This is a genomic window from Exiguobacterium sp. s194 (genome assembly GCF_018618275.1).
GTDB lineage: Bacteria > Bacillota > Bacilli > Exiguobacteriales > Exiguobacteriaceae > Exiguobacterium > Exiguobacterium chiriqhucha.
Genome location: NZ_JACSLT010000003.1, coordinates 61,750 through 82,169 on the forward strand (window position 1 = coordinate 61,750; position 20,420 = coordinate 82,169).

Here is a 20,420-nt window from a genome sequence, read left to right on the forward strand (position 1 = left end):
TTTTCGTTATCGGGTCCATTCGAAGTACTTGCGTGACAAATCCGTGAGCGGGCTGTTGAACAAGCGCTTCCGCCAGTAAAGGTCGGCCACTTTTTTCACGGCCTCGCTCCGCGACGGATACGGATAAATCATGCGGGACAGCTTGCCGATTTTATCGCCTCGTTGCATCGCATAGACGACGATTTGCATCCAATCCCCGGCTGTCATGCCGATGGCGTGTCCGCCGATGATTTTTCCGTTCTTACGCGTAATGATTTTGACGAAACCTGTCTCTTGTCGGTCGGCGACGAAGCGGTCGACCTCGGACAGTTTCGCTTCAAACACCTCGACATCGTCACCATGACGCTCCCGTGCCTCAGCTTCGGTCATGCCGACGTGGAACACTTCCGGTTCCGTGAACGTGATCCACGGCATCTTCGTGTAGTCGACCTTGTTCCAAAGTCCGAACAAGGCGTTGGCCACGACCGCTTTTCCTTCCTCGCCAGCTGCGTGCGTGAACGGTAACGTCTTAATCGTATCGCCAATCGCAAAGATATGAGGTTGTGACGTGCGGTACGTCGACGTGACGTCGACGAATCCGTCTTTGACGTGGACGTGAGCCCGGTCGAGTCGAAGCTCATCGATTCTCGGTTTCCGTCCTGTCGCCACGAGCAGCTTGTCCGCCTCGTACGTGACCGTTTCGCCATCGATTTCGCCGGTGACGTGAACGCGTCCCTCGACTTCCGAGACTTGATTGATGTTGATGCCGATTTTAAGGCGCATCGCCATCTCGAGCTGCGAACGGAGCAACTTACTGACCGATTCGTCCTCTCGCGGTAAGAACGTGTCCTGAGCCTCGAGCACGGTCACTTGACTACCAAGACGAGCGAACGACTGGGCGAGTTCGAGACCGATCGTCCCGGCCCCGATGACGATGATGCTCTCCGGCAACGTCTCTTCTTCAAACACTTGCTCATTCGTTAAGTATGGCACGTCGTCCAAGCCGTCAATCGGCGGTATGGTCGGTTGCGAGCCGGTCGCGATGACGAATTTCTTCCCAATCAGTAAATCGTCACCGACTTTGAGTTCGTATGGGCTTTGGAACGAGGCCTCGCCGATATACACGTCGACCCCAAGTTTTTCGAAACGTTCCGTCCCGTCATGGTCTTGAATGATGGCACGGGCACGGTCGACGCGTGCTTTCGTCGTCTGGTAATGGTCGCGGCCGTCAAACTCGGCTCCGAGTACTCGGGCAGCTTGCATCATGCTGCTCGCTTCTTTCGAGGCGGCGATCAGCGCTTTCGACGGGACACACCCAACGTGAAGACAGTCTCCACCCAGGTGTTTTTTCTTCTCGACCAAAGCGACTTTCGCCCCTAAATTTGCGGCACCGGCCGCGACCGTCATCCCGGCCGCACCCCCACCAATCACAATCAATTGATAATCCTTCATCTCATCAACCTCCGATAGCGTTCACTCACGTCTTGCATCCGTTTCCGGTTCACTCCAAAGTCAGAGTGACCGAGTCGTGATGCCGAGCGGAATTCAATTTGTCTTGTCTCATCGTCGAATCGAAATTCGACGTCATCTTTAAAGCGCATCAGTTTCGTCGTGACGACATAATGGAGCGTGTCCTCCGTCTCCTTGACGAGCTCGGTCCGAGGCAGTTGCCCCATCACCATCTTGATTGTCTCGATGCTCTCGGCGCGGTCTCGCCCGTACGGGAGCGGCTCCATGCGTAGCGCTTCGATTGTCGTTTCGGTCGAGACGGCGTTCGGACTACCTGACAATGGCTTCAATGATTTCGTTGCCATGAAAAAAACCTCCCTCATTCTACATACAATTACATGTATCCTGAATTCGGAAGGTTTAACCCTTTTAATGCAGTTCGCTCGGGTCGAGCGGCAAGAGAACGGTCACCGTCGTCCCATGACCGATCTCACTTTCGATGACGAGCTTTCCTTCGTGGGCCTCGATTAACTCCTTAGCAATCGCCAGGCCGAGCCCGCTGCTCCCTTTCGTCACTTGCGCCTGATAGAACATTTCAGTGATGCGCTGCAAGTGTTCCCGTGAAATACCAGGTCCCTCGTCAATAATTGAGATGAACGCGACTCGCTCCGATTGCACGAACCTTACCGTCAACGTCCCACCTTCTGGCGAGAAGCGGATGGCGTTCTCGAGCAAGTTTAAAAATACTTGCTTCAGTCGGTTCTCATCGAACAGTCCGATCGACTTTTGCGGATATCGCTCAATGAGCGTAATCTGTTTGTCTTCGAGTGACTGTTTCAATTGAATCGTCACTTTCCGTAACAACGACACGAGATCAAGTTCTTGCCGATACAAGACGAGCCGGCTCTCTTCAATCTTCGTGTAATCGAGCAGCTGCTCGACGAGCCCGATCATCCGCTCCGTCTCCGAATGGATGATGCTCAAACCGAGCTCGGTCTCGTCCGACACTTTCTCGTCCCCGCCTCGAATCGTCTCCGTCCACCCTTTAATCGAAGTGAGCGGCGTCCGCAACTCGTGCGACACGTTGGATAGAAATTCATTTCGCGTCGATTGGTGCTGCTGGACTTTCGCACCTAAATATGTGAGCGTCCGGGCCAGTGCCCCGAGCTCATGTTTTTCATTGGAATAGACTTCAACATCGAAATCACCTTGCGCCATTTCATCGGCCGTCTCAATGATGTCTCGAATCGGTCGCACGAATCGGTCTGCAATCCGAATGACAGCATAGAGCGCGACCAACCAAATCAAGACGCCAATCATGACGACAGCCATCCAAATCTCGCGAATCAACGTGTCAAGGTCGGCGAGCGGCCGCGTGAAGCTGATGGCGAATTCACTCGTCTCTTCCGTGATGATTGGACTCGTCACCGACAAATAGTGATTCCCATCGGCATCGTAGTCTTGGACGACGGACTCGCCTCGAGCGAGATCTTGCAACTGTTCGGTCGAAAAGGCCGCCTGTTGCGCCCGCTGTCCCGTCGTTTTGATGATTTGACCGGTCCGGTCGACAATCGTTAAGTCGGTACCGGGATAGCCGAACGTCCGAACGAGCACCGAGAACGCGCTCGGTGTCTCGAATCCGACTTGCGCCTGTGGATACAGATAGGCGCTCGTCGTCGCATGGCTGAGTAGTGCCTCTGATTCATATTCATAGTAATAGCGGTACGTTCCGTACGACAGGACGCTCACGAGCAAGACGAGCACGAGCGTCATGACGAGCATAATCCGAATGACGAGCTGTTGCTTCATCCGTCATGTCTCCGCCACTTGTACCCATGCCCCCATAGCGTCTCGATATAAGCCGGGTGACTCGGGTCGTCTTCAATCTTTTGACGGAGACGACGGATGTTGACGTCGACCGTCTTTCTGTCCCCGAAGTAATTGATGCCCCAGACGGCATCTAACAGCGCGTCACGCGATAAGACGACTTCCTCGTTTTGGACGAGGTGACAAATCAAATCGTATTCGGTCGGGGTCAAATCAATCGCCTGCCCATACTTCGTCACTTGCTTCGCCGCCAAATCGATGGCGAACGGTCCGGACTTCAACCGTTTCTTTTCTTTACGCTTCACTTTCTCGACACGGCGCAGGAGTGCTTGAATCCGTGCCACAAGCTCACCTGGGCTAAACGGCTTGGCGATATAATCGTCCGCCCCTCTGCCGAGCCCTTCAATCTTATCTTCTTCAAGCGTGCGTGCCGTCAGCATGATGATGCCGACGTTCTCATCTAAGTCGCGGATGGCGGCGCATGCCTCGAATCCATCCATCTCAGGCATCATCACGTCGAGCAAGACGACATCGAACGGCTCACGGTCGAACGCTGTGACCGCTTCGCGTCCGTTCGTCGCCTCAAAGACGTCAAATCCGGCTCGTTTTAAATTAACGATGATAAAGCTGCGAATCGCATGCTCATCTTCGGCTACTAATATTCGATTCATATATCCACCTCTTCTGAAGTTCACTACTCTACATTATAGTTACGTTTTTGCGACAAGGTTGTCAATTGACCTCAAATCGTATTAGGATGGAGTCATTAGATTCTGAAGGAGGACTCCTTACCATTATGAGTTACAAGATGATTGTTTTAGATATGGACGATACGCTCCTCACGAGCGACCATACAATTTCCGCCAAGACGAAAGCAGCCTTGCTAGATGTACAAGAACGCGGACATAAAGTCGTGCTCGCGAGCGGTCGCCCGACATACGCGATGTGGGATGCCGCCCGTGAACTCGAACTTGCCAAATATGGTAGCTATATTCTCTCATTCAACGGTGCCTCCATCATCAATTGTGAGACGAATGAAGAAATCTTCTCGAGTACGTTGCTTCCGGAAACGGTCGCCCATCTCCATGATATCAGTGTCCGGGAAGAAATCGCGATTCATACGTACATCGGTAACGAAATCGTAACCGATCAACCGAACCCGTATACTGATATCGAAGGTGAATTGACGGGGATGCCGGTCATCCATGTCGCCGACTTCAAAGAAGCGGTCAAGACGCCTGTCGTCAAATGTCTCATGCTCGGTGACGGCGACACGCTCGCTCCAATCGAAACGAAACTGCAAGTCGAACTTGAAGGGAAACTTGCGGTCGCACGTTCGAAGCCGTTTTTCCTTGAGTTCACGGAAGCGGGTGTGACGAAAGGGACGAGCCTTGCTTTCCTCGCCGAACACGTCGGAATCGAACAGGCCCACGTCATCGCTTGTGGTGACGGGAACAACGACCTTACGATGATTGAATGGGCCGGCCTCGGTGTCGCCATGGGCAATGCCAACACGACAGTCAAAGGCAAAGCCGACTTCATCACGAAATCAAACAACGAAGACGGGATTGCCCACGTCATTGAGACGTTCATGGGAACGGTCCTCGTCGATCGGTAAGTGAACAAACTGGATTGTACCAAGGAGGAATTACGATGAATAAAGGATTGAAACGAGCAGGACTTGGACTGGTCGGTACGGCTGTCGCCGGTGCCGCCTATGTATTCTTGTCCCCGAAACCGACCTCACGTCTCGTCAAGACCTCATTTGCCGGCGGGAACGAAGTCGCCATCAAAGGGTTCGATGAAGTCGTTCAAAAAACATCGGTCCGGAAAGATATCGACTACCATTCAGCCTATGAGAACGGGACGTTCGACTTGATTCGCTATGAAGGCGAGAAACAAATTGTTCCGACCATCTTTTGGGTGCACGGCGGTTCGTTCGTCGGTGGCGACAAGGCCGACGTCTTCAAATATGCGACGTCAATCGCGAGCAACGGCTATAACGTCGTTAGCGTCAACTACGCGCTTGCCCCTGATGTCACGTATCCCGTCCCGCTCCAGCAGCTTGAAGAAGCCTACACGTATATCGCGGAAAACAATGACCGCTTCCGTCTCGACCTCGACCGCGTCTTTTTTGCGGGCGATTCGAACGGTGCCCAACTCGTCGCTCAGTTCGTCGGTATTCAATTGAACGACGACTACGCACCATCGGCCGAAGTGAATCAAGTCGTTCCGAAAACGTCGATTCTCGGCACGATTCTCATGTCAGGTCCTTATGACTTGAAACGAAGCATCATCGAGTCATCGAAGGCGGTCAACCGTTTCTTGTTCAAACGGATCGGTTGGGCTTACTTCGGAACGTACAATTGGGAAGACTTGCCGGTCGTCGCGGAAGCGTCGCCGCTCGTGAATATCCCGGCCACGTTCGTTCCGACGTTTATCACCGATGGCAACACCGGTTCGTTCGAAACGCAAGCGAAAGAATTTGCGACGATCCTCTCAGGTCGTGCGGACGTCACGAGCGTCTTTTATGACCGAAACGAGCACACACTCGGCCACGACTACCATTTTGAGATGGATAAGCCGGCAGCCAGTGCAACGTATCGCCGTTTAATCACGTTCTTGCGTGAAACGACGCGTTAACAAATAATCCCCGCCCATCATTGGGCGGGGATTATTTTTGTCAGTTGAGCAATGCGAGCGCGCGGCCAATCAACTCATGCCGCGACGGTGACGTCTCACGTAACGCGTGCAACCGTTCCGTCAACGCCTGTCGAAGCGCATCAGACTCGACGAGCTCCAAGCATTCGATGTGGAGCAACCAAGCATCGGGATGATCAGCAAGAATCGTCGGCACGAGCTCATCAATCGACTCGCCTTGCTCCCGCATATTGCGGACCTGATTGAACATCGGGTCATCGTTCGTCCATACTCGGGCGTCACGTTCGATCTGGACCGGCTTCTCCAAGATGACGAGTTCTTCAATCTCGGTACCCGGGAAAATCGACGGCAGCGTATCTTGTCTCACTTCGAGTGTCTCCAGTTTAATCTGTCGTCCTTCGATGGTGACGACGACGTCTTCGAGATGCAACGCCTCTGTCGTCTCGCTGACGACTTGACCGTCTAACCGAATGTCCGCTGTCGCCAACACGTCTTGAAGCGGTCCATCGAGCACGAGCAGGCCATGATTATGCAAGTTCGTCAATTGACCGTGATTGACGTTCACACAGTCGTCCCATTGGATGAGGGCACGTGCCCCAGAGCGTGTCACGTGACGAATCACACCGACGCGATCCGTCCCGTCTTCTAGTCGGATGGTCGATTGACTGCCCGACGCGAGCGCCTTCTCGAGCGAAGCGATCCCACCTTGGTTGACCGCCATCCGTGACTCGAGTTCGTCTAGCGCGTCCTTCAACGCTTCAAAGTCTGGAATGACGAATAACTCGCGTTGCATATTCGTCACGTCTTGTTTCGTCTCAAGGGCGTGCTCCAAATTGAATGGATGCTTCGTGACGGCGTCTGTCAAACAGTGACGGCTCTCTCCGACCGAAGATAACAGGCCTGCCCCGTAGATGAGCGGATTGTCTACATCACCGATGAGGCCAAACTCGACCGTCCACCAAAAGATGCGGGCGACTTGTTGTGCTTCAGAGAAGCCGGTCACTTGGGCTTTGGCCGCATGAACTGCCGCTTCCGCGGCTGCAATCTCCTCGTCCGTCGAGTTCGCATTCTCCTTCACGACGGTCAATCGTTTAAGTGCTGCGAACGAGGCATGTTCTTCTCGATTCATGAATGCCCTCGCCCCGAGCTGATCGAACCGCTTCACAATCTGTGAAAATTCAGGATCCATCAACATTGGTGCATGGCCGGCCGCCTCGTGGATGATATCCGGTGCCGGACTGTACAAAATATTCTCGACTTTTCGGATATCGGTCGCGACCGGCAACATCCCGTTGCCTTGGAAATCAAAGAAAGCGACGCCTGGAATGAGACCATCGACTGCGACCGTCGACCAACCGGCCGACCGCATCTCTTCGGTCATCTGTTCGACGTTCGGGAGACGCTCCGGTCCCATCCCCGTCTTTTTCAACCCTTCGATGTAGAACGGGTGGGCCTTCCCTTCAAGCGTGTGCAAGTTCAGTCGTAAGACGAAGCGCCAGACAGCATGATCGGTCGGCGTGTACTCGTCGTAGAACTGTGGCGAAATATGAGGGGCCAAATGGCGTGGAATGATTTGTGTGAGCATGATGTTTCCTCCTTTAGTTGACTGAACGTAAAAAAATCCCTATCGATTCACTCGATAGGGACGACGATGCCGCGGTACCACCCTGATTACTAGACGGACGTCTAGTCACTCTACTCCGATAACGGGGGACCGCTCAACACGTGAGAGCTCGCGAACTGTAATTCGATTCATCCTATGGGCGTGTTCACAGCACCACACGCTCTCTGGGCCAGGGAAGATGTCTCTACTTCGGTTCGGTCATCGCTTTTATACTGTTATACAGTTATGCTTCTATGCATATTCGCTTTTAAGCACTAAAGTATCTTGTTGCTAGTAACGATAACAGACGATTTGGACGCCGTCAACAAAAAACAGTCCGCATCTGCAGACTGTCACAAACACCAATCGATTTCAGGTTGACCCCACTCACTCAACTTCGCATTCACTTGCGAGAACGGCTTCGATCCGAAAAAGCCGCGATGCGACGAGAGCGGACTCGGGTGGACCGAGGTCAAGACGGCGTGTTGCGGGCCAATAAATTTCTGTTTCTTCTTCGCGTCGTTCCCCCATAAGATGAACACGAGCGGATCTTCCCGCTGCCCAAGTCGCTCGATGATGGAGTCGGTGAACTGCTCCCATCCCTGTCCCCGATGCGAACCGGCTTTGCCTGCTTCGACCGTGAGCGCGGTGTTGAGCAGCAACACGCCTTGACGGGCCCATGCTTCTAAATTCCCGCTGGTCGGCACGGGACAGCCGATATCATCATGCAATTCTTGAAAGATATTTCGAAGCGACGGTGGGAAACGTACACCGTCTTGGACCGAGAAACTCAGTCCATGCGCTTGGTTTGGCCCATGGTATGGATCTTGTCCGAGAATGACGCATTTGACGTCCTTGAACTTCGTATAGACGAACGCATTCCAAATGTCTTCTCGGGCCGGATATACGGTCGATGACGCATACGCCTCATCGACGAACGCTTTCAAGTTAGTAAAATAAGGCTCGGCCATCTCGGATGCGATGATGTCGCTCCAATCCCCGAGCAGGCGATTTGATAACTGTTCTCCCATGTGTTTCTCCCCTTTCCGTCTTATCATACCCGAATCGATGGCACACAAAAAGGCGAGCCCGATTGGACTCGCCCTTGATCATTATACTGTGACTGCGCCTGCGACTTCTTTCGCAAGTGCTTCGGCTTTCGCTTTTGCGTCAGCAACGATTTCTTCGATTTTGTCTGGGTATTGGTTCATGCCTTCAACTGGAAGTGTCGTCACTTCTGTCACGCCTACGAATGCGAGTGCTTGACGAAGGTATGCGTCTGCGAAGTTGAGGTCTGTACCTGTGTAGATTCCACCCGTACCTTGGATGTGGATCGCTTGTTTGTTCTCGAGAAGACCGACTGGGCCTTGTTCTGTATAACGGAACGTTTTACCAGCAGTCAATACGCTGTCGAGGAACATTTTCATGCGAGCTGGGAAGAAGAAGTTCCACATCGGTGTTGCGAACACGTACATGTCAGCTTCCATGAATTTCTCGAGCATGCCGTTCATCGTCGCGACTTTAGCCGCTTCGACGTCAGTGAGGACTTCGCCTGAAGCGAATTTGCCCCATGCGCTGAGGACGTCGCCGTCGATTTCTTGAACATCGACATCGTATAATTCGATTGCTTCGACTTCGAGTGACGCATTCTCATTCGTGAGTGTCGTCATGAACGTTTCTGCGACTTGTTTGCTGTATGACAATTCTGTTGGTTTCGGGTTAGCCGATACGTATAATACCTTTTTCATAAATGGGTTCCTCCATAAGTGTGATCTCTATTTTGTAACAACAGTTAGAACTATATCATCTGTATATCTCGCAGTCAATTAGTTTAACTTCAAGATAATTAGTCAAAAAAACAGGCAGGCGTTATTTGCCTGCCGCGTTATAACCGACTCGTTTCAATAAATCGATTAACTGTTCAGTCTCTTGGTCGCTAAGGGGACCATAGATGTCTTTAAAAATCTCGATGTGCTCTGGATAGACGACGTCCATCAAGCGCTTGCCTTCCTCTGTCAACGAGGCGTATGTGACGCGTCGGTCAGAAGGACAAGCCACACGCTCGATTAAGCCACGTTTTTCAAGCTTATCAATCACGTACGTGACGCTTCCGCTCGTAATCAAAATTTGGTCTCCGATTTGCTGGAGCGGGGTATCCCCTCGTTTATACAAGACGGATAAAACACCGAACTCTGTTGAATTCAATTGGTGGCGTCGTAAATCGTCCTTCACACGGTCACTGATCGCGTCCATCGCTCGTGCCAAGACGATCCATGCCTTCAATTCGAGTGATTCAATCATGTCGGTTTCACCTCAATTCGTTCATCATTTACCTTTAGTATAGCAGGACATGAGCAGTATACGGTGGGAAAAACGCTTCGTCAAGAAACTTCTTCGTTGTCGCCCCTGTCTGAAACGTATAGAATGGAATTATTGCGATTTTTAGAAAGGGTGGACGGTATGCGTGAGTATTACGAGATATCATTGACGATTAAACAAGCCTATTTGAGTACGGTCATCGAGTTGTTGAACCGGGAAGGGATCGCCCCAGACTATGCGCTCGAAAAAGAAGGCGCGGTCTTTTTACTATTCAACCACTTGCCATGGCCGAACGTCACGCGCGAACCCCATGCGGTCGAACGCTTTTTATTGACGTTGTCGCGTGAGGACTATTTGTTCGTCAAAACGAAACGTAAGTCCCCCGTCCCGGACCATGAGCCGGTCGCCTGCATGGGTGCATTCGACTCGCCGTTCCATGAACATTTGAAGATTGAACTCGCCGTCGACGAATCAGATGCAAGCCACCTCGATATGTCGGCATTCCGCCATTATTAAACAACACGTCTGTGTTGTTTTTTTATGACTAGTCTCGCCACAGGACGGGAATAGATGACAATATCTGAATGTGAAAAGGGGAATGTGCTTTGATGGATACAGTCATGTTAATCGTCAACCCGTCGTCCGGGAAAGAGTTAGGGAAAGAACACGCCGCGGCCGCGGAGGAAGTCTTGCGAGAGCGTTACGGCAACGTCGATGTCCGGTTCACGGAGAAAGCAGACGATGCCACACATTTTGCGAAAGAAGCGGCATCGAAACAATATAAAGCTGTCATCGCGATGGGTGGCGACGGGACGCTGAACGAGGCCGTAACGGGGCTCGCCGAAGCGGATCATCGTCCTGATTTCGGCATCATCCCGCTCGGTACCGTCAACGATCTCGCACGCGCGCTCGGCGTCCCGAGCGACCCCGCAGATGCCATCGAGGCACTCAAGACGGCGCAACCGACACCGATGGATATCGGCAAATACGAGAATGGCTACTTCATGAACGTCATCGCGATCGGCCTCATCGCCGAGGCTGTCGACGAGGTCAGTGTCGAGGAGAAAACAAAATGGGGCCCGTTCGCCTACTTGATTGAAGGAATCAAAGCGTTCCGTGAGCATAGTCCATACGCCTTGTCGGTCCAAGCCGAAGAGCACACGTTCGATGGAGACGCCTATTTGGTCGTCATCGCCCTCACGAACTCGGTCGGCGGGTTTGAAAACTTTGAACCGGACGCCGAACTGAACGACGGGTTACTTCACGTCTATCTGTTTGAGAACCTCGGCTTTAAAGACGCCATCCAACTCGCGCCGGCCCTCTTCACCGGCAAGTTGAAAGAGACGGACAGCGTCACGTCCTTCACGACGAAACGGGTCCATGTCGACTCGCCAGAATCACTTCCGGTCAATGCCGACGGAGATACGGGCGGTAAACTCCCGCTCACGTTCGAAGTGCTTCCGAGCCACCTCAACGTCTTGAAGCCGATTCAGTAAAAGGGAGAGTTTTCAGTTCGAGGGCGAAGAAGTATGCCTGAAAGGAAAGGAGGGGGACTCGATGCCCATCTCGCTCGTCCCATTGCGAGAAGCGTCCGACGCCATCGTCGCGACGTTCAATCGTTGGAATAACGATCCCGCCATCGTCCATTTGATTCGTCCGGCCCGATCCGAAGCCGAACTCGTCGCGGAACATCAGATGACGGTCGCAGACTTGACGGAACGACTGGACACGCACGATATTTTCTTGATTTACGACGATGACCGGCTCGTCGGCGAGGTGAACGTCATCTATGACGCCCCGCACCTGTATGACAAAGAACGCGGCAGCGCTTGGCTTGGTCTGGTCATCGGTGAACAGACAGGTCGCGGGAAAGGCGTCGGCACCGCAGCCCTCACGTTGCTGGCAGATCGACTTCGTGCCCAAGGTGTGCCACGCATCGAGCTAGGTGTGTTCGGATTCAACGAAGCGGCGCATCGCCTCTATCAAAAGCTCGGTTATCACGAAATTGCCCGTATCGAGGCATTCACATACTGGGACGGTCAATTTTGGCCGGATATCCGGATGGAAAAACGATTGGATTGAATAAGGCCTTCCTCGCATCGAGGAAGGCCTTTCGTCAGTTATTTAAATTCTCGACTTCGACGACGCGGAACCCTTTTTGTTCGAGTTTGGCGACAATCTTGTCTTTTGTCTTCTCGTCACAGTCCGGCGGCAACGTGATTAACACGCGACGCAACACCTTGCTCTTGGCGTCAAGCGTCATGAGGCTGGCGATTGATGAATATTTGCTGATGACTTTCGTGATTTTCTCGAGCGCCCCTGCCTGCTCACTGAGTGCAATCGTGACGACATAGCTCCCCGTGTCACGGCTCCATGCCTCTTCGAGCATGCCGAGCATCTTCCCGTGTGGCAAAATCCCGTAAAATTCGTTGCTCTCGTCTTTCAAGACCGCGATATACGGAAGTTCTTTGATTGAGAAGAAGACTTTGAAAAAGCCGTCTGACTCGTGAACGTACTTTTGCGTGTTCTTGATGAGTTCCATAACGTTATCGTCTAGGCTCGCCCCACTCATCCCGTGGCGATAAATATGCATTTTATAAATATTACCGCGGAAAAACGTTCCCGTCTCATCGAGCACAGGGACACAACGGTAGCCTGTCTTTTCGAGCGTGTCGAGCGCTTCGCGCAATGTCGCCTTTTCACTGATTGTGACGACATCTTTCTTCGGAATGCATAAGCTATGCACTAACATGCGGTTTTCCTCCTAGCCAAATTGAAAGTGGTCTACACCCTATTCATTACTATTCCCCAAATACGATTGAAATCCTGCCATCAATTTTCAAAACTTATTCCGGTCTGGATGCGACCTCGGGATTTGTCGTAACGCCAAAAAGTCGTTATAGTGAAACTATCCAAACAGACAAAGGGGATTGAACGACTATGACGATGAAAAAAGCTTTAACAATCGCTGGCTCGGACACGAGTGGCGGTGCAGGCATCCAAGCTGACTTGAAAACGATGGAAGAGCTAGGTGTTTACGGCATGACCGCCCTCACGGTCATCGTGGCTCAAGACCCGCATAACGCGTGGCATCACGAAGTGTTCCCAATCGACACGACGTTGATTGAGAAACAGATTGATACGGTCCTCGCTGGGATTGGTGTCGATGCCGTCAAGACAGGGATGCTCCCGACTCCAGAGATTATCGAACTCGCTGCCCGTAAAATTAAAGAGTACGGCATCCAAAACGCGGTCGTCGACCCAGTCATGGCATGTAAAGGTGCCGACGAGATTCTCAACCCGGACGTCGCGGTCGCGATGCGCAAGCACCTCGTACCGGTCGCTAAAATCATCACACCAAACTTGTTCGAGGCGCGTATGCTCGCTGGCCTCGATAAGACACCTTCAACGATGGAAGAAATCAAAGAGGCTGCTCGCTTGATCCATGAACTCGGCGCTGAAATCGTCATCGTCAAAGTCGGTGGCAAGCTCGGCTTCGACACAGCATTTGACGTGCTTTACGACGGCAACGAGTATCGTCTCCTCGAGAGCGAAAAAATCGACCCTGCCTTCACACACGGCGGCGGCTGCACGTTCTCGTCAGCGATCGCGGCTTCACTCGCGAACGGTCACTCGGTCGATGAAGCCATCGAAATCGGAAAAGAGTTCATCACGGAAGCTGTCCGTCACTCGTTCCGCCTCAACCAATATGTTGGGCCAACGAACCATACCGGTTACCGCAAAAAACTAGCAACACAATCATAACGGGTGGCCCGGGACGCGTGTCTCGGGTCATCGTTTCCATTGGAGGGAACCGCGTGAAATCAATTCAACCTACAACCATCCAGACTTATTTGGACGCGCATGTATCCATGCCGCTCTATGTCCATGTCGAGACGACGAACGGGGCGTATGCGACGCATAACGACCCTGATTTTCATAACGCCGGTATGTTTATCCGCAACGTCGTCATCGAATATAGCATCGGCCAAATCAAGGGCGATGGACCATACCGGGTCGGCTTGAAGCTCGATCATGGTTGGCTTTACGTCGAAGGTTTGACCGACTACGAACAGCACGGAGACCAGCTCCTGCTCGCCGGCCATGACCGTCTCGGACGCCTCGCCTGCGCCTTACACTTAGACATCAAACCGCTCCCACAAGGAGCCTCGGAGGTGGAAAGCCAATGAATGGACCATTACTCGTTATTTTTCCGCATCCCGATGATGAAGCGTTCAGCTCGGCCGGGACGATTATCCAACACCATAAACACGGATTCCCGGTCACGTACGTCTGTCTGACGCTCGGTGAGATGGGCCGCAATATGGGCTCGCCGATTTTCACGACGCGTGAAGAGTTGCCGAAAATTCGTAAACATGAGCTCGAGGAAGCGTGTGCCGTCATGGGCATCGACGACCTCCGCATGTGGGGACTTCGCGACAAGACCGTCGAATTCGAAGACGAAGCGGAACTCGCGGCACGTTTCAGCGCCTTAATCGAGGAAGTACAGCCGGCACGCGTTATCTCCTTCTATCCGGGTTACGCCGTCCACCCCGATCACGAGGCGACGGCACGTGCGGTCGTCCGAGCGTTGCAAGACATCGATGCCTCGAAGCGTCCTGAATTTTTAGGAGTCGCGTTCGACCATCGCACCGACGCCGAACTCGGAAAACCGCACGTCGTCATCGAAGTCGGTCAAGAGAGCGCGGCGAAGCGTGAAGCGTTGCTCGCCCACCGTTCACAGACGGAAGGCCTGTTACGCGCCATCGACAACGCAGAAAACGCCCACGTCATGGAGTTACTCCAACGTGAGCGCTTCTATCACTATCCGTTCTCATGATTCATAGGCAAGGCGTGTCACGTACAATAATGTACCGACAGCTCCTAAGCCGATTAACGTTCCCAATACGACAACGATATGTTCCATGTTCTCACCTCTACTTGGTTATACGAACTTGATGGATCATTGGTTTCAAAGCGCATGTGCTGACATGCGCTTTTTTTCTTAGAAGTACAAGAAGTAAATCACAGCCGCCAACACGATGCGATAAATCGCGAACGGCGTCAACTTCACTTTGTTGATCAACTTCAAGAAGAACTTAATCGACAAGAGCGCAAACAAGAACGCGCTAATGAATCCGACAACGAAGACCGGGAGGGTCGCCATCGTAAAGTACTCCCATTTGCTGTAGAGCGACAGTGCACTAGCACCGAACATGATCGGTACGGCCATAATGAACGTGAAGTCCGCTGCGGCCCGGTGACTCATCCCTAAGAGGACGCCCCCTGAGATGGTCGACCCTGATCGTGAAAAACCTGGCCAGAGCGAGAAACATTGAATCAAGCCGACACCGAGCGCTTGTTTATACGAAATCTCATCGAGCGTGGCCGTCGTTTGACGCTTCACGCCTGACAAGTCCGCTGCAATCATGAAGAATGCCCCGATGACGAGCCCAATCAAGACGGTCTTGATGGAGAACAAGTTCTCATCGATGTAGTCTTCAAACAACAGTCCAAGCACGCCTGCCGGGAGCAGCCCGATGAAGATATGTAGCAAGTTCAGTTTCTTTGTCGGCCCGCTGCTACGAATCGCGAGCAATTCCTTCGGATTCAACAACTCCTTGAACCGATTTCGAAATACGACGATGACCGCTAAAATCGAACCGAGCTGAATCACGATCTTAAACGTGTTCGCCACCTCTTGGCCGAGAAAGCTGCTCGAGTTGAGCCACAGGTCGTCCACGAGGATCATATGTCCCGTTGACGATACCGGAGCAAACTCTGTCAGTCCTTCGACGACGCCTAACAAAAAGCCAATAAATAATTCATACCATTCCATTGTTTATCTCCTACTCCAGTATTGTTTCTTATCATACACAAATTTATTCTCAACCGCCCTAGGTCTTGAGGCGTAAAAAAAGAGGACGCTTCAGGAAGCATCCTCTTTCCACGCTCTGACCGTGACAATCGCTTGATGCACACAAACGGTAATTCCGATGAACAAAAAGGCGGCGAACAGCGTCACCCCTGCCCCGACGGCAAACACGAGCCAGAACAGGATGATGCCGCCATGCAGCAACATCGAGACCGACGATTCTGTCGTCGCCCGGATTCCGGATGGGACACGGTGATGCAACGCCCCGAGATAGAGCGGCTCGACGATTCCAATAAGACAGGCCATTCCAGCCATCAACAGGAGACCGCTAGGCCCTGGATAGAGGCCAAGAACGACAAAGCCGATACCGGTGCCCCACCCAATCCAGCGCAGCCAACGCTCGGCCGTAGTAAAGCGTAACAGAATCGGTACGATTAACTGTCCAGGTATTTGGATGAGCAGCAGAATCGTTGACATCATCCCGAACCAATAAAGCGGAAGCTCGACATCGCGCGCATACAACTGCCAGAACTCATCGATAAAATTGAACGCACTAATGGTCACAACAAACAACGACGTTACGATAAACACGCGACGATGTTGCCGAATAAAGCGGAAACCGGCCGCGATGTCCGCCCACGTCAAGCGCTCGTCCGACACGACTCGTCTCGGTTCGACAAGGCCAAAACTACATGCTGTCGCGATGAACAAACTGACAATCGACAGCACGTAGTTCAGCTCGAACGGGAAGCGTGTCGCCAGCAGACTACCACTGATGGCAGCGAGAACGGCTGCGACGATTCCAATGACATTCAATCGACCGATCGTGCGTTCAAACGTTCCCGCCTTCCCGTCCTGTTCGAGCGTCTCGTACAACAACGCGTTCTCGGCCCCGCTCCGAAACGCCGCCCCAATGCCCGACAAGGCGATGGCTAAGGCAAAACCGCCAAACGAAAAGGAAACAAGCAACACGACAAAGGAACCCCACTCGAGCGCAGTCCCAATCTGCAACAGACGTCGATGTTCGAAGCGATCGGCCAACACACCTGTTGGCACTTCAAGCATCACGACGAGGACGGCGTAAAGTATTTCGAGATAGACGACCTCTTGAATCGTGATCGTCCGTGACTCCCAAAACAGACGTTCAATCGTGTAGGCTGGGATAAGCGCATCGAACCAACGGATCCAGCCGAGCAACACAACGTTTCGACCGACTTAACTAGGTGAACGTGCTCGTTTCATCATGCATCTCCTCCTTATTTGTCTATTCCCGCTGGCACAAAAAAAACCACGGAAAAATTCCGTGGCCTGCACATTATTTAAGCAGATTGAGCATCTCGCGATTGAACGCCGGGATGTCATCCGGTTGTCGGCTCGTCACGAGCTGTTCTTGGCAGACGACGACTTCTTTGTCCGCATACTTCGCTCCAGCGTATTCCATGTCGACTTTAATCGACTTGTAGCCGGTCGCATCGCGGCCTTCGAGCGTCTTCGCCGTAATCAACAGCTGTGGTCCATGGCAGATGGCGAATACCGGCTTTTTCGCGTCCATGAACGCCTTGGCGAACTGGACGAAACGGTCATCTTCGCGTAACAAGTCAGGTGAGAATCCGCCCGGTAAGAGCAGTGCGTCAAAGTCTTCTGGTGAAACGTCGTCGATGGCTTTGTCGATTGTGACCTTCGACTCCCCTTGTTTGCCTTCGACTGTATTCCCAGATTTTTTTTCAATCGTGACAACTTCGTGCCCCGCTTCCACCAATGCGTCGCGTGGACCCGTGAACTCTACGTCTTCAAACATGTCTGTGATTAGCGTTGCTACTTTTGCCATATTGAAACACTCCCTCATTATTTTTATGCACATAGGGAGTGTTCCACACCTAACCGGAGCATAAACATTCAGCGAAACTTGGAGACGTACGGATTCGAGCGTTCAAAGAAACGATACGGATAGTCACGCGCTTCACCCGTGTTAGGAATGCCGATGCGCGGACCGGCCTCGATGTCTGGAATGACGTCCCCTTCGACGATATAGAGCGGTTCATGTTGGAGCGAATGCCCATACAGGTCCATCGTGATCCCGAGCGCTTTCGTCAGTTTCCCAGGACCGTTCGTCTGATCGAACCGTTTGATGCCAGGACGATGCATGTCGATAATCGCCTGTCCTTCAATCGGCTCGATGGCTCGGATGAGGACGGCTTCCGGCGTGCCGACCGGACCGCTCACGACGTTCAAGAGTGTATGCGTGTGCATCTGATACGTATAGACGTGTCCCGGCATCCCGAACATGACCTCGGTCCGATTCGTCCGTCTGCCGCCGAAGCTATGGGCCGCCCGATCGACGGCACCTAGATAGGCCTCCGTCTCAACGATTTTGCCGACAATCTGACCGTCGAGATGATCGTGGACGAGATAATGACCGAGTAGTGACCGGGCGAGTTCGAGCGTCGGTTGCTCGTAAAATGATAAATCGAGTCGTTTCATCGTCATCCCTCCTTCGGTTTATTTTCTCAAATGAAGACGGGGTGACACAAAGAAGATGCCTTTTCTGATCAAAGGGATTTCATGATGAGAGCCGAACTATATGACATACGAGAAAGTGAGGCGAAACAAGGTGGGGTATCTATTAGAGTTAAGACAGACAGTCGGGAGCAGGCCGCTCATCAGTGTCGGGGCGACCGTGCTCGTCTTGAATGACAATCATGAGTTGCTGTTTCAACATCGTTCCGATACGAATGATTGGGGATTGCCCGGGGGATCGATGGAGTTGAACGAGACGTTAGAAGAAGTGGCCGCTCGTGAATTGAATGAAGAGACTGGTCTTGAAACCAATCAATTTGAACTCGTCGGTGTCTGTTCGGGACCAAAGTTTTACTTCAAGTATCCGAACGGGGACGAGACGCATAGTGTCATCAACCTCTTCCATGCGAAGCACGTGCAAGGGACGTTGGCCATGAACGACGGAGAAAGTCTGGACTTGCAGTATTTCTCAAGAGCTGATTTGCCATCGGACATCGAATCGAGGGCTCAGGCGCTCATCGACCAGTTCGGGGATGCGTTATGGCAACTCGAGAACTCTTTTATCTGAGACACTCAAAAACCATCCAGGACAGCTAATTGTCCTGGATGGTTTTTTTGAGTGATTCGATTAAGATGCGATTCGCATCGTCTCACGCTGCTTTCCCAACTTCACATATCCGAGAATAATCGAGAAAATCGGGCTGAGCCAGAGGAAGAAGGCGAATGGTGCGTATTCAAGCACCGGCACCCCGAGCGTGGCCGCGAAGAACGCACCCGACACGCCCCATGGGATGAGCGGGTTGATGACCGTCCCACCGTCTTCGAGGGCACGTGACAAGTAACGGGGATCGATGCCGCGATCGATGAACCCTTGCTTGAACGCTTGACCTGGGAGCAAGATTGACAAGTACTGTTCGCCCGCGAGCAAGTTGACGCCAATCGAGCTGAGGACGACCGACAACACCGAGCTGCCTGGTGATTTCAATCGTTCGAGCAACGCATCGACGATTGCTTGGAATACGCCGAGCTCACGGAGCAAGCCACCGAACGCGAGCGCAATCAAGACGAGACTGACCGACCAGAGCATCGACTCGAGTCCGCCACGATCGAGCACAGCTGCAATCGTCTCGTTCTCGACACCCGACTTGAACCCGGCCTGCATGACACCGAACCAGTTTGTGACGTTCCAGTTGCCTTGAACGAAACCAGCTGTCAACACTCCGGCGAACATCCCGACGAGCATCGTCGGCAAGACCGGCATGCGACGGAACGCAAGCACCGCGACGAGAACCGGCGCGAGTAGCGTCAACCATGACAAGTTGAATCGTCCAGCGAGTGCTGCCTGCGCTTCAGCGATTTGCGTCGTATCCGCCGCTTGACCGCTCCGACCGAGAAGCGTGAACAAGACGAGGGTGATGAGGATGGCCGGTACGGTCGTCCCCATCATAAAGCGGATATGGTCGAACAGTTTGACACCAGCCACGGCCGGTGCGAAGTTCGTCGTATCCGATAGCGGACTCATCTTGTCACCGAAGAGTGCACCCGAAACGATGGCCCCGGCCGCGAGCGCCGGAGAGATCCCGAGCGCCATCCCGATTCCGAACAAGGCGACCCCGACCGTACCGACTGTCGTGAAGGCACTACCCGTGAACGACGAGACGATCATCGTGATGAGCAGGACGCTCGGCAAGAACCATTGTGCTGAAATTGTATCTAAACCGATGGAGAGGATTGTCGCCACCGTGCCAGACATTTGCCATACGCCAATCAACATCCCGATCAACAGTAAAATCAAGACCGGCATGATGGCTTCACGAATCCCGCTAATCATCGCCGCTTCAATTCGTTTGAAATCACGCGTCCGATAATACGCGTAACCCCCTATTAATACCATTGTGCCAAAGATCGCCATATGTGGCGTCGCTTTGGCCAAAAACATCAGTGCGAGCAGGGAAATACCGCTCATCAGCACGACGAATACAGCCTCTTTTCCTTTCATCTGCATCGACGTCCCCTCCTTTCAGTTCCATTATTTTCTACCTAACCGCTTAAACGCTTTTATGCGCGAAAGTGTTTCAGTGATGTTCTTTACTATACCTGCTTCTCTTTTCCCTGTCAAACGTCTTTTTATGGTAAAGTAAACGCTCGAGGGTGACCTCCGGAGTTCGTAACCTCCTCCGACATCAAAAC

23 protein-coding genes and 1 other annotated feature are annotated in these 20,420 nt (G+C 52.6%); of the genes, 9 read left to right on the top strand and 14 right to left on the bottom strand.

The features are described 5' to 3' along the window. Positions 1 to 6 precede the first annotated feature (6 nt). The 4 genes from KNP85_RS04150 to KNP85_RS04165 all read right to left on the bottom strand — a co-directional run bounded on the left by KNP85_RS04150 (position 7) and on the right by KNP85_RS04165 (position 3,926). On the bottom strand, positions 7 to 1,431 hold the full coding sequence (locus tag KNP85_RS04150) for a dihydrolipoyl dehydrogenase family protein (RefSeq protein ID WP_058765477.1): 1,425 nt from the start codon (positions 1,429 to 1,431) through the stop codon (positions 7 to 9). Continuing rightward, a complete protein-coding gene (locus KNP85_RS04155) occupies positions 1,428 to 1,793 on the bottom strand; it encodes a DUF1499 domain-containing protein (RefSeq protein ID WP_058765475.1) in 366 nt (121 codons plus the stop codon). The genes KNP85_RS04150 and KNP85_RS04155 overlap by 4 nt, the downstream gene beginning before the upstream one ends. 64 nt (positions 1,794 to 1,857) lie before the next feature. Next, positions 1,858 to 3,237 (bottom strand): sensor histidine kinase, encoded by a 1,380-nt coding sequence (locus KNP85_RS04160; protein WP_021068123.1) that lies wholly within the window; start codon positions 3,235 to 3,237, stop codon positions 1,858 to 1,860. Beyond that, complete coding sequence (locus KNP85_RS04165; protein WP_021068122.1) at positions 3,234 to 3,926, bottom strand: response regulator transcription factor; 693 nt, start codon at positions 3,924 to 3,926, stop codon at positions 3,234 to 3,236. Before KNP85_RS04165 ends, KNP85_RS04160 begins: the two co-directional genes overlap by 4 nt. A gap of 125 nt (positions 3,927 to 4,051) precedes the next feature. On the opposite strand from KNP85_RS04165, the gene KNP85_RS04170 reads away from it, so the two are divergent. Further along, on the top strand, positions 4,052 to 4,873 hold the full coding sequence (locus tag KNP85_RS04170; protein WP_214801505.1) for a Cof-type HAD-IIB family hydrolase: 822 nt from the start codon (positions 4,052 to 4,054) through the stop codon (positions 4,871 to 4,873). A gap of 35 nt (positions 4,874 to 4,908) precedes the next feature. Next, the gene (locus KNP85_RS04175) at positions 4,909 to 5,898 is read left to right on the top strand and encodes an alpha/beta hydrolase (RefSeq protein WP_021068120.1); all 990 of its coding nucleotides are present in this window, start codon (positions 4,909 to 4,911) and stop codon (positions 5,896 to 5,898) included. 40 nt (positions 5,899 to 5,938) lie between these two features. Here the strand turns inward: KNP85_RS04175 and KNP85_RS04180 are convergent, their stop codons facing one another. The 4 genes from KNP85_RS04180 to KNP85_RS04195 form a co-directional block, all read right to left on the bottom strand. Further along, positions 5,939 to 7,501 (bottom strand): aromatic amino acid hydroxylase, encoded by a 1,563-nt coding sequence (locus KNP85_RS04180; RefSeq protein WP_214801508.1) that lies wholly within the window; start codon positions 7,499 to 7,501, stop codon positions 5,939 to 5,941. Positions 7,502 to 7,554: 53 nt separating this feature from the next. Continuing rightward, positions 7,555 to 7,751: a binding site (T-box leader), on the bottom strand. 121 nt (positions 7,752 to 7,872) lie between these two features. Beyond that, positions 7,873 to 8,550, bottom strand: coding sequence for a uracil-DNA glycosylase (locus tag KNP85_RS04185; protein WP_214801511.1), 678 nt, complete (start codon positions 8,548 to 8,550; stop codon positions 7,873 to 7,875). 81 nt (positions 8,551 to 8,631) lie between these two features. Then, positions 8,632 to 9,267 (bottom strand): FMN-dependent NADH-azoreductase, encoded by a 636-nt coding sequence (locus KNP85_RS04190; RefSeq protein WP_214801513.1) that lies wholly within the window; start codon positions 9,265 to 9,267, stop codon positions 8,632 to 8,634. Between the two features lie 121 nt (positions 9,268 to 9,388). After that, the gene (locus tag KNP85_RS04195) at positions 9,389 to 9,820 is read right to left on the bottom strand and encodes a MarR family winged helix-turn-helix transcriptional regulator (protein ID WP_021068116.1); all 432 of its coding nucleotides are present in this window, start codon (positions 9,818 to 9,820) and stop codon (positions 9,389 to 9,391) included. 159 nt (positions 9,821 to 9,979) lie between these two features. Between KNP85_RS04195 and KNP85_RS04200 the strand changes: the two genes are divergently transcribed. The 3 genes from KNP85_RS04200 to KNP85_RS04210 all read left to right on the top strand — a co-directional run bounded on the left by KNP85_RS04200 (position 9,980) and on the right by KNP85_RS04210 (position 11,920). Next, positions 9,980 to 10,354, top strand: a complete 375-nt coding sequence (locus KNP85_RS04200; protein WP_021068115.1) for a hypothetical protein — start codon at positions 9,980 to 9,982, stop codon at positions 10,352 to 10,354. A 92-nt stretch (positions 10,355 to 10,446) separates the two neighbouring features. After that, positions 10,447 to 11,334: a diacylglycerol/lipid kinase family protein gene (locus tag KNP85_RS04205; RefSeq protein WP_021068114.1), complete on the top strand. Its 888-nt coding sequence runs from the start codon at positions 10,447 to 10,449 to the stop codon at positions 11,332 to 11,334. 61 nt (positions 11,335 to 11,395) lie between these two features. Next, positions 11,396 to 11,920, top strand: a complete 525-nt coding sequence (locus KNP85_RS04210) for a GNAT family N-acetyltransferase (protein WP_029596266.1) — start codon at positions 11,396 to 11,398, stop codon at positions 11,918 to 11,920. A gap of 34 nt (positions 11,921 to 11,954) precedes the next feature. Here the strand turns inward: KNP85_RS04210 and cbpA are convergent, their stop codons facing one another. Then, positions 11,955 to 12,590 (bottom strand): cyclic di-AMP binding protein CbpA, encoded by a 636-nt coding sequence (gene cbpA / locus KNP85_RS04215; protein WP_021068112.1) that lies wholly within the window; start codon positions 12,588 to 12,590, stop codon positions 11,955 to 11,957. Positions 12,591 to 12,778: 188 nt separating this feature from the next. Between cbpA and pdxK the strand changes: the two genes are divergently transcribed. The 3 genes from pdxK to bshB2 are packed head-to-tail and all read left to right on the top strand — an operon-like array spanning position 12,779 to position 14,678. Beyond that, positions 12,779 to 13,603, top strand: a complete 825-nt coding sequence (pdxK, locus tag KNP85_RS04220; RefSeq protein WP_021068111.1) for a pyridoxine/pyridoxal/pyridoxamine kinase — start codon at positions 12,779 to 12,781, stop codon at positions 13,601 to 13,603. Positions 13,604 to 13,656: 53 nt separating this feature from the next. Further along, on the top strand, positions 13,657 to 14,028 hold the full coding sequence (locus KNP85_RS04225; RefSeq protein ID WP_029596267.1) for a YojF family protein: 372 nt from the start codon (positions 13,657 to 13,659) through the stop codon (positions 14,026 to 14,028). Continuing rightward, positions 14,025 to 14,678 carry a bacillithiol biosynthesis deacetylase BshB2 gene (bshB2, locus tag KNP85_RS04230; RefSeq protein WP_214801517.1) on the top strand — a complete coding sequence of 218 codons (654 nt, stop codon included), beginning with the start codon at positions 14,025 to 14,027 and terminating at the stop codon, positions 14,676 to 14,678. Before KNP85_RS04225 ends, bshB2 begins: the two co-directional genes overlap by 4 nt. A gap of 165 nt (positions 14,679 to 14,843) precedes the next feature. On the opposite strand, the gene KNP85_RS04235 is transcribed toward bshB2, so the two are convergent. From KNP85_RS04235 to KNP85_RS04250, 4 genes are all read right to left on the bottom strand, one after another. Then, positions 14,844 to 15,677 carry an undecaprenyl-diphosphate phosphatase gene (locus tag KNP85_RS04235; RefSeq protein ID WP_021068108.1) on the bottom strand — a complete coding sequence of 278 codons (834 nt, stop codon included), beginning with the start codon at positions 15,675 to 15,677 and terminating at the stop codon, positions 14,844 to 14,846. Positions 15,678 to 15,767: 90 nt separating this feature from the next. After that, positions 15,768 to 16,913: an MFS transporter gene (locus tag KNP85_RS04240; RefSeq protein WP_353048911.1), complete on the bottom strand. Its 1,146-nt coding sequence runs from the start codon at positions 16,911 to 16,913 to the stop codon at positions 15,768 to 15,770. Between the two features lie 115 nt (positions 16,914 to 17,028). Continuing rightward, complete coding sequence (locus KNP85_RS04245; protein ID WP_021068106.1) at positions 17,029 to 17,541, bottom strand: type 1 glutamine amidotransferase domain-containing protein; 513 nt, start codon at positions 17,539 to 17,541, stop codon at positions 17,029 to 17,031. Between the two features lie 68 nt (positions 17,542 to 17,609). After that, on the bottom strand, positions 17,610 to 18,200 hold the full coding sequence (locus KNP85_RS04250; protein WP_214801520.1) for a DNA-3-methyladenine glycosylase: 591 nt from the start codon (positions 18,198 to 18,200) through the stop codon (positions 17,610 to 17,612). Positions 18,201 to 18,324: 124 nt separating this feature from the next. Between KNP85_RS04250 and KNP85_RS04255 the strand changes: the two genes are divergently transcribed. After that, positions 18,325 to 18,798 (top strand): NUDIX hydrolase, encoded by a 474-nt coding sequence (locus KNP85_RS04255; RefSeq protein WP_214801523.1) that lies wholly within the window; start codon positions 18,325 to 18,327, stop codon positions 18,796 to 18,798. Between the two features lie 60 nt (positions 18,799 to 18,858). Here KNP85_RS04255 and nhaC read toward each other — a convergent pair whose 3' ends face one another. Further along, positions 18,859 to 20,235: a Na+/H+ antiporter NhaC gene (nhaC, locus tag KNP85_RS04260; protein WP_021068103.1), complete on the bottom strand. Its 1,377-nt coding sequence runs from the start codon at positions 20,233 to 20,235 to the stop codon at positions 18,859 to 18,861. Positions 20,236 to 20,420 lie beyond the last annotated feature (185 nt).